This is a genomic window from Methylobacter sp. Wu8 (assembly GCF_036440755.1).
In the GTDB taxonomy this organism is placed as follows: Bacteria; Pseudomonadota; Gammaproteobacteria; order Methylococcales; family Methylomonadaceae; genus Methylobacter_A; species Methylobacter_A tundripaludum_A.
In genome coordinates this window covers 21,501-29,358 of record NZ_JAZGVT010000030.1, presented here as the reverse complement: position 1 = coordinate 29,358, position 7,858 = coordinate 21,501, and the positions used below count along the sequence as shown (strand labels likewise).

The 7,858-nt window shown below is 53.4% G+C and carries 4 protein-coding genes and 1 pseudogene; 4 read left to right on the top strand and 1 reads right to left on the bottom strand.

The features are described 5' to 3' along the window. Window positions 1–383 (bottom strand): annotated as a pseudogene (locus V3O24_RS01935) (flagellin); the annotation flags it as partial. Between the two features lie 436 nt (window positions 384–819). On the opposite strand from V3O24_RS01935, the gene fliS reads away from it, so the two are divergent. From fliS to V3O24_RS01915, 4 genes are all read left to right on the top strand, one after another. Beyond that, window positions 820–1,212 carry a flagellar export chaperone FliS gene (gene fliS, locus V3O24_RS01930; protein ID WP_104423738.1) on the top strand — a complete coding sequence of 131 codons (393 nt, stop codon included), beginning with the start codon at window positions 820–822 and terminating at the stop codon, window positions 1,210–1,212. Window positions 1,213–1,225: 13 nt separating this feature from the next. Then, a complete protein-coding gene (locus V3O24_RS01925) occupies window positions 1,226–1,426 on the top strand; it encodes a hypothetical protein (RefSeq protein WP_331305942.1) in 201 nt (66 codons plus the stop codon). Between the two features lie 177 nt (window positions 1,427–1,603). Further along, window positions 1,604–5,380 carry a tetratricopeptide repeat protein gene (locus V3O24_RS01920; RefSeq protein ID WP_331305941.1) on the top strand — a complete coding sequence of 1,259 codons (3,777 nt, stop codon included), beginning with the start codon at window positions 1,604–1,606 and terminating at the stop codon, window positions 5,378–5,380. 287 nt (window positions 5,381–5,667) lie between these two features. Next, the gene (locus V3O24_RS01915) at window positions 5,668–7,854 is read left to right on the top strand and encodes a tetratricopeptide repeat protein (protein ID WP_331305940.1); all 2,187 of its coding nucleotides are present in this window, start codon (window positions 5,668–5,670) and stop codon (window positions 7,852–7,854) included. Window positions 7,855–7,858: the final 4 nt, after the last annotated feature.

Below are 7,858 nucleotides of genomic sequence, written 5' to 3'. Positions count from 1 at the left end.
GCGGAAATCCGGTCAATTTCATCGTAAAGCGATTTGACTTCGTTCTGGATAGAGGTGCGGTCGGTGTCGCTGTTGGAGTCGTTGGCGGACTGTACGGCCAACTCGCGCATCCGTTGCAGAATGGTGCTCATTTCGCCCAAACCGCCTTCAGCCACCTGAGCGATGGAGATGCCGTCGTTGGCGTTACGCACCGCCTGATTAAGGCCTTTGATCTGCGCCGACATACGTTCGACAATCGATAAACCGGCCGAGTCATCTTTCGCGCTGTTGATACGCAAACCGGAGGATAAGCGTTGCATTGCCTGCATACCGGCGGCTTGTGATTTGTTTAAATTACGTTGCGCGGTCAGCGCACCCATATTGGTATTGATATATTGAGCCATGACGCTTCTCCTAAATAGAAATTTATTTCGGTTTTAGATGTGTGGGTTATTTTATGTCCCTCGCAACCTGAAATTATTATCGGCGTAGCTTTAGGAAACTTTAATTTTTTTTATGGGTATTTTTTGTTCTGAGGATTGTATCTGTTCTAATGCGCTTTGCCGATATTATAGCCAAATATATTCTGATGCCGCCGTAACCTAATGCCCGGTACGGACAATAAATGTCGGGTTAGGCTATTCCGGCCCCCCGTGCTTTTTAAAGCGTCAATGGCGCTTATCTATAAATGGCGCTATGCCGGCAGGTTTATACGATGCAGCCAAAAAATTAATTAATGTTTTTTACAAAAAAGGTAAAGTTTTTGTTAAAACTGTCGCTACAATCATCAGGTGTTCCATGTAGTGGGGCGCAACATAATGATTTAATGAGGATAGACAAATGAACGCTGTATCAGCCATAAAACAATATCAGCAAGTGAGTGTTAACAGTTCTGTAATGGGTGCGTCGCCTCATCGTCTTGTGCAAATGTTGATGGAAGGCGCCTTGGAGCGGATTGCAATTGCAAGGGAAAGTATGGCGCGCAATGAAATCGCCATGAAAGGCCAAAATATCGGTCACGCGATTCAGATTGTAGGCGGGTTGCAAAGCTCCTTGAATATAGAAGCGGGCGGCGAAGTTGCAGAAAATCTGAGTAATCTTTATGACTACATGGTTCGTCGTCTGCTAGCCGCAAATAATCAGAATGACGAGAGCATTTTGGATGAAGTTTCCGGTTTGATGGTAGAAATTAAAATGGGCTGGGACGCAATGCCCGATGCCTATAAACACTAACGCAGAGGTTTTTATGATCGATTCAGTAGGCGGTGCGGGCGGCGGTGGTTTGCTGGCAGCGGTTATGAAAGAGGCGACTGCGGCGCAAAATGTGGAGTTTGCGCTGATCAAGAAAAGCCAGGATATTGAAAAGGCAAACGGGGAGTCGGCTTTAAAGTTGATAGCCTCGGCAACCGCAGCCGCGAGTTCCGGCGGAATCGATATTCACGTTTAAGCGATTGAACGGCATGAGTTTCTTTCGGGCGGCTGTTGGCGTTCCGACTTAAAATCGTTTTTATGCGCCATAAACGAGCGCGTTGCGCTTTGGCAATGTAGTTCCCAGCCTTTTGCTTAGGCTGTGGACAAAATTCTGCGGCCGGATTAACTTAGCAGCAAGCCCACCAAAGCCAAGATGCCGAATTCTTTGCTGGCTATTGTCCAAACGCAGCTAAATCATCCTGAGACTACACAACAGATGCCGGAACAACCTATCCTACACGATGCTGAAATATCACAGCTCGCAGCCCAGGAAATCACCAAACAACATACTAAATCGGTATCGGCCGATAAGGCATTGCCTTGTAACGGCCGCGAAACAGCCCCTGATCAATCTGAGATCGATGCGTTGCTGGCGCTTTATGGGCAAGGTCGCACTACTGAAGTGGAGGCTATGGCCGCGTCTCTTAGTCAACGTTTTCCGGAATATGGGTTCGGCTGGAAAATACTGGGGGTTGCGCTACAGCATCACGGGCGTGACCGGGAAGCGCTTGCGGCGTTGCAAAAGGCGGCGGAGCTGTTGCCGGACGATGATGAAGTATATAGCAACTTAGGTTTTGCGCTTAACGCCCAAGGCCGGGCTGCTGAAGCGGAAGTCTGTGATCGACGTGCGATAATGATCGCTCCCGACTCTTTTGCCGCGCATTGTAATCTAGGTTATGCGCTCCACAATCAAGGCAAGCCGGCCGAAGCGAGTTATCGCCGGGCATTGGAGATCAAGCCGGATTATGCTTTGGCGCATAGCAACCTGCTTTTTTCCCTCAGCCACAACGAAGAAATAGATGCGGTAACCTTGTTTGCCGAACATTGCCGCTTCGGCGCACAGTTTGAAGAACCGTTGCGCGCATTGTTGCCGCAGCACAGCAACTCGCGAGAGCCTGGGCGTTGCTTACAGGTCGGCTTTGTGTCCGGCGATTTGCGCGACCATGCCGTGGCCACCTTTATCGAGCCGGTGCTGGAGCAACTGGCGGCTTATCCGCAATTGGTATTGCATGCCTATTACAATCATAACCTTGAAGATAAGGTTACCTTGCGTTTGCGTAAGTATTTGCAACACTGGCACTCTGTCTTTGGTTTGTCGGACGACGTGCTGGCGGAAAAAATACGCGCTGACGGTATCGATATTCTGATCGACCTTTCCGGGCACACCGCCAAAAACAGGTTGCTGACTTTCGCCCGCAAACCGGCGCCGGTGCAGGCCAGTTGGATCGGCTATCCCGGCACCACCGGCCTGAGCGCGATGGATTATTATCTGGCCGATCGTTTTTTGTTGCCGCCCGGTCAACTTGACGATCAATTTACCGAAAAAATCGTGCGTTTACCGGCCGGCGCGCTGTACCAGCCGGACATGGCCGCGCCGCCGGTCAACGCCTTGCCCGCTTTGAGCAACGGCTATATCACTTTCGGCAGTTTCAACCGTCAAAGCAAGCTGAGCCGGTCGGTCATCGCTTTGTGGTCGCAATTGCTGCGCGCCTTGCCCGGTTCCCGAATAGTCTTGGCAGGCATGTCCGAAGAGGGGCGACACGACGCATTGATCGACTGGTTTGCACAAGAAGGCGTTGCGCCGGAGCGGCTGAGTTTTTATACCCGGTGCGGCTTGGACGAGTATCTTGCCCTGCATCGGCAGGTGGATATTTGCCTGGATACCTTTCCATACAATGGCGGCACCACAACCTTTAACGCCTTATGGATGGGCGTGCCGACTTTGACGATTGTCGGGGGAACGGTGCCAGCCAGGCAGGGCGCGACCATTTTGGGGCATGTGGGGTTGAACGCTTTTGTCGCCCAGGATGCCGAGGATTTCGTTCGCAAAGGCTTGTCCTGGGCAGGGCATCCAGACGCGCTGGCCGGTGTACGCAGCCATTTGCGCAAACGTATCAAGCAATCGGCGATAGGCCAGCCGGAGGCGGTTGCCGCAAGCCTGGAATGCGCGTTGCGGATGATGTGGCAACGCTGGTGCGCGGGCTTGCCGGCGGAATCGTTTGAGGTTAGTCTGCAAAACATCAGAAAAGCAGCAGATGATTCAATGAGCAGCCTAGGACGCGAGTCAAATGAGGCAGGATCAGGAAAGTCGGCCATCACGATTGCATCCGATAGGAAGGTGCAGAAAGCCCTGGGTATGTCGCCCGACGATGCCGAAGCGTATTGTATTCTGGCGGTTAATCTCCATCGGCAGAAACGACTCGAGGAGGCTGAGGCCAGCCTGCGCCGTGCGCTGACGCTCAATCCGAATTATGCTGAGGCGCATAGCCATTTGGGAAGCGTTTTCCGAGATCAAGGGCGATTGGCCGAGGCGGAAATGAGTCTTCTTTGCTCGTTAAAGATCAACCCGAACCAGCCCGATGTACAGAATAATTTGGGAAGTGTTTTCTGGCGTCAGGAGCGGCTCGACGAAGCCAAAGCCTGCTTCCTCAATGCGTTGGCGATCAATCCTGAACTTGCCGAGGTGCATAATAATCTGGGCGGTATTTTATTTGCCCAGGACCGGCTTGCCGAGGCTGAGGCCTGCTTTTCCAAGGCTGTGGAGATCAATCCTGATTTCGGCGAGGCGCACAACAACCTGGGTTACGTTTATTTACATCAACGCCGTCTGCCTGAAGCCCAAGCCAGCCTCCAGAGAGCATTGGAGCTCAGCCTGGATGTCGGTGAGGCGCGTAGTTCCGAGCTTTTTTACCTCACTCACAACGAAACGGTAGATGCGGCAGCTATCTTTACCGAACATTGCCGTTTTGGCGAGGAGTTTGAAGCGCCGCTACGCGCATTTTGGCCGCAACACGGCAACTCGCGCGAGCCTGAGCGCTGTCTTCAGGTCGGCTTTGTGTCAGGTGATTTTTGCGACCATGCTATGGCTAATTTTATCGAGCCGGTGCTGGAGCATTTGGCGGGGCATCCGCGATTGGTACTCCACGCCTATTACAATCACAGCCTTGAAGATGAGGTCACCCGGCGTCTGCACAGGCATTTGAAACATTGGCATTCAGTTGTCGGCTTATCGCACGCGGCTTTGGCTGAAAAAATACGCGCCGACGGTATCGATATTCTGATCGACCTTTCGGGCCACACCGCCAAAAACAGGTTGCTAACCTTCGCCCGCAAGCCCGCGCCGGTGCAGGTCAGCTGGATGGGCTATCCCGGCACCACCGGCTTGAGCGGCATGGATTATTACCTGGCCGACCGGTTTCTGTTGCCGCCCGGCCAGTTTGACGATCAATTTACCGAAAAAATTGTGCGTTTGCCGGCTTGTGCGCCGTACCGGCCGGATATGTCGGCGCCACCGGTCAACGTCCTGCCGGCGTTGAGCAACGGCTATGTCACTTTCGGCAGTTTCAACCGTCAAAACAAGCTTAGGCAGCCAGTCATCGGCGTGTGGTCGCAACTTTTGCGCGCCTTGCCCGATTCCCGGCTAGTGCTGGGAGGCATGCCGGAGGATGATCGGCACGAGACACTGATCGACTGGTTTGCCAAGGAAGGCATCACACGGGAACGGCTGAGTTTTTACCCACGTTGCAGCATGGCCGACTATCTTGCACTGCATCAGCAGGTGGATATTTGCCTGGATACCTTCCCTTACAATGGGGGAACCACGGCCCTTAATGCGTTGTGGATGGGCGTACCGACGCTGACGCTGGTTGGGGAGACGGTTACAGCCAGACAGGGCGCTACAATTCTGAGCCAGGTGGGACTGAACGCTTTTGTCGCCCAGGATGCGGCGGATTTTGTGCGGAAAGGTTTGTCCTGGGCGAACCACCCTTCATCGCTGGCCAGTTTGCGCGCTAATTTGCGTGAACGTTTTGGGCAATCGGCGATAAGGCAGCCTGAGTTGATTGCCACAGGTGTGGAATGTGCGTTGCGCCTGATGTGGCAACGTTGGTGCGCCGGTTTGCCTGCGGAATCATTTGAGGTTAAGCCGTAAGGCCGGGTGTGAATAAGCCGAAGAATGGTCATTAACATAAGGGGAGTGTAAAATGTGTCTAGCTCTCAGGAGAACAGTGTACCGGCCGCACTGCTGCCCAATTCAAAAAAAGAAATCCGGTTTCTTGCTTGAGAATGTAAGCTGCATAGTTATAGCTTTGCCAAGATGGCTGTCGGGAGCAGGAACAAAAACGTATGTCTAAATCCAAAATCAAAAAACCTTTCAAACCGGGCAAAGCGTCAAAAAAAACGACGTCGGTTAGTCCTAATTCTCAAGACATAGCAACAATGACAGCCCTTTTTAACGAGGGCCGTGTCACTGAACTGGAAGCACTGTTCAAAACCTGGACGCTACGCTTTCCCTGCTATGTGCCCGGTTGGCAGGCATTACAATCGATACTGACGCAACAGAAACGGAATGCGGAAGCGCTGGCGCCCTTGCAGAAAATAGCGGAGCTATTGCCGGAGGATGCCGAGGCCCATTTCCATTTGGGCAATCTTCAGATGGAACTCGGACAACCCGCTGACGCAGTGGCGAGCTATCGTCGGGCGTTGGAGATCAAACCCGGTTTTGTCGAGGCGCATAACAACCTGGGCAATATCCTGCAAGACCTCGGGCGACTTGATGAGGCAGTGCTATGCTATCGCCGGGCGCTGGAGATCAAACCCGACATCGCCGATACGCTTAACAACCTGGGCCACGCCCTGCAATCCCTCGGCCGGCTAGACGAGGCGGTGGCATGCTGTCGCCGGGCGCTGGAGATCAAACCCGATTTCACCGAGGCTTATAACAATTTGGGCAATGCCCTGCAAGACTTGGGGCAGCTGGATGACGCGATGACATGCTATCGGCGGGCGCTGGAATTCAAGCAGGATTACGCCGATGCCTACAGCAACTTGGGCAATACCTTGCTAAAACTTGGGCTGTCCGATGACGCAATGACAAGTTATCAACGGGCGCTGGAGTTCAACCCCGATTTTACCGATGTGTATAACAACATAGGCAATATCCTGAAAGACCTTGGACAGCTCGATGATGCGATGGCGTGTTATCGCCGGGCGCTGGCGATCAAACCTGATTTCGCCGAGGCGCACAGTAACCAGGGAAGCATTTTTTTCGGGCAGGGCAGTCTGCCTGAATCCGAAGTCAGTTTCCGCAAAGCGTTGGAGATTAACCCTGATCTTGCCGAGACCTATAGCAACCTGCTTTTTTTCCTCACTCACAACGAAAATACAGACGCGACAACGTTGGCTGTCGAACACCGCCGTTTTGGCGAACAGTTTGAAGCGCCGCTGAGTGCGTTTTGGCCGCAGCACAGCAACTCGCGCGCCCCGGAACGCTGTCTACAGGTCGGCTTTGTATCCGGCGATTTATACGCCCATGCCGTTGCCAGTTTTATCGAGCCGGTGCTGGAGCATCTGGCGGATTATCCGCAATTGACATTGCACGGCTATTACAACAACAACGTTCAAGATAGCGTTACTTTGCGTCTGCGCAAGTATTTTAAACACTGGCATTCGGTTATCGGTTTATCGGACGGCGCGCTGGCGGAAAAAATACGCGCTGACGGCATCGATATTCTGATCGACCTTTCGGGACACACCGCAAAAAACAGATTGTTAGCCTTTGCCCGCAAGCCCGCGCCGGTGCAGGTCAGCTGGATGGGTTATCCCGGCACCACAGGCTTGAGCGGCATGGATTATTATCTGGCCGATCGTTTTCTGTTGCCGCCCGGCCAATTTGACGATCAATTTACCGAAAAAATCGTGCGTTTACCGGCTTGTGCGCCGTACCGGCCGGATATGTCGGCGCCACCGGTCAACGCCCTGCCTGCTCTGGGTAACGGCTATATCACTTTCGGCAGCTTCAACCGGCAAAGCAAGCTCAGTCCGCCAGTCATCGGCCTGTGGTCGCAACTTTTGCGCGCCTTGCCCGATTCCCGCATGGTGCTGGGGGGGCTGTCGGAGGAGGAGCAATACGGCGCATTGATTGACTGGTTTGCGCAAGAAGGCGTCGCGCGGGAACGGCTGAATCTTTACCCGCGTTGCGGCATAGCCGATTATTTTGCCCTGCATCAACAGGTGGACATTTGTTTGGACACCTTCCCTTACAACGGAGCAACCACGACGCTTAATGCACTGTGGATGGGCGTACCGACATTGACGCTGGTTGGGGGAACGGTTACAGCCAGACAGGGCTCTACACTTTTGAGTCAGGTGGGACTTGATGCTTTTGTCGCTAAGGATGCGGCGGATTTTGTGCGGAAGGGTTTGTCTTGGGGGGGGCATCCTGCCTCGCTGGCCAGTGTACGCGGAAATTTGCGCGAACGTATCAAGCAATCGGCGATAGGTCAGCCGGAGATGGTTGCCGCAGGCGTGGAATGTGCGCTGCGGACGATGTGGCAACGCTGGTGCGCAGGCTTGTCGGCGGAATCGTTTGACGTGGGGCCGGACGTTTTCGGCAAGACAAGGTAAGAGG

Excerpts from the sequence above, each read along its gene's own strand:
- fliS (WP_104423738.1), top strand. The coding sequence starts at position 820 with ATGAACGCTGTATCAGCCATAAAACAATATCAGCAAGTGAGTGTTAAC.
- V3O24_RS01925 (WP_331305942.1), top strand. The coding sequence starts at position 1,226 with ATGATCGATTCAGTAGGCGGTGCGGGCGGCGGTGGTTTGCTGGCAGCG.
- V3O24_RS01920 (WP_331305941.1), top strand. The coding sequence starts at position 1,604 with ATGCCGAATTCTTTGCTGGCTATTGTCCAAACGCAGCTAAATCATCCT.
- V3O24_RS01915 (WP_331305940.1), top strand. The coding sequence starts at position 5,668 with ATGACAGCCCTTTTTAACGAGGGCCGTGTCACTGAACTGGAAGCACTG.